This is a genomic window from Vibrio sp. Vb2880 (assembly GCF_033337975.1).
GTDB classification, from domain to species: Bacteria; Pseudomonadota; Gammaproteobacteria; order Enterobacterales; family Vibrionaceae; genus Vibrio; species Vibrio alginolyticus.
On record NZ_JAWORT010000076.1, the window covers coordinates 1 to 940 of the forward strand.

The 940-nt window shown below is 47.6% G+C and carries 8 tRNA genes; all 8 read left to right on the forward strand.

Features of this window, described 5'->3' with window-relative positions:
• Position 1 precedes the first annotated feature (1 nt).
• The 8 genes from R7M92_RS24935 to R7M92_RS24970 all read left to right on the forward strand — a co-directional run bounded on the left by R7M92_RS24935 (position 2) and on the right by R7M92_RS24970 (position 936).
• Positions 2-86, forward strand: a tRNA-Leu gene (locus R7M92_RS24935).
• 30 nt (positions 87-116) lie between these two features.
• A tRNA-Gln gene (locus R7M92_RS24940) sits at positions 117-191 on the forward strand.
• A gap of 53 nt (positions 192-244) precedes the next feature.
• A tRNA-Leu gene (locus tag R7M92_RS24945) sits at positions 245-329 on the forward strand.
• A 22-nt stretch (positions 330-351) separates the two neighbouring features.
• Positions 352-428, forward strand: a tRNA-Met gene (locus tag R7M92_RS24950).
• A 46-nt stretch (positions 429-474) separates the two neighbouring features.
• A tRNA-Leu gene (locus R7M92_RS24955) sits at positions 475-559 on the forward strand.
• Between the two features lie 29 nt (positions 560-588).
• A tRNA-Leu gene (locus R7M92_RS24960) sits at positions 589-673 on the forward strand.
• 50 nt (positions 674-723) lie between these two features.
• Positions 724-798 (forward strand) — tRNA-Gln (locus R7M92_RS24965).
• Between the two features lie 53 nt (positions 799-851).
• Positions 852-936 (forward strand) — tRNA-Leu (locus tag R7M92_RS24970).
• The last annotated feature ends 4 nt before the right edge of the window (positions 937-940 follow it).

Sequence of the window (940 nt, forward strand, 5' to 3'; positions counted from 1 at the left end):
TGCGGAAGTGGCGGAATTGGTAGACGCACCAGATTTAGGTTCTGGCGCCGCAAGGTGTGAGAGTTCAAGTCTCTCCTTCCGCACCATTATTTAAGTCTCTTTTATTAGAGCAATGTAGGGCTATCGCCAAGCGGTAAGGCAGCGGCTTTTGATGCCGCCATTCCCTGGTTCGAATCCAGGTAGCCCTGCCACATACAATGATATTAAGATTTTACCAATTATCTTGATATCTACAGATCAAGTTGCGGAAGTGGCGGAATTGGTAGACGCACCAGATTTAGGTTCTGGCGCCGCAAGGTGTGAGAGTTCAAGTCTCTCCTTCCGCACCATTCTTGATCAAAAGTTTAAAATGGCTACGTAGCTCAGCTGGTTAGAGCACATCACTCATAATGATGGGGTCACAGGTTCGAATCCCGTCGTAGCCACCATTGATTGGATTGCTAGCATAAGCTATCAGTCACGTAGATTTAAGATGCGGAAGTGGCGGAATTGGTAGACGCACCAGATTTAGGTTCTGGCGCCGCAAGGTGTGAGAGTTCAAGTCTCTCCTTCCGCACCATCTTAAATTAATCTACACTATCAGAATACGCGGAAGTGGCGGAATTGGTAGACGCACCAGATTTAGGTTCTGGCGCCGTAAGGTGTGAGAGTTCAAGTCTCTCCTTCCGCACCATTCTTTCTCTCGATAAGAGAGGTTAAGTAGTCTTTGACTATTTACGCTGTAGGGCTATCGCCAAGCGGTAAGGCAGCGGCTTTTGATGCCGCCATTCCCTGGTTCGAATCCAGGTAGCCCTGCCATATACAACGATATTGAGATTTTACCAATTATCTTGATATCTATAGATTAAGTTGCGGAAGTGGCGGAATTGGTAGACGCACCAGATTTAGGTTCTGGCGCCGCAAGGTGTGAGAGTTCAAGTCTCTCCTTCCGCACCATTAT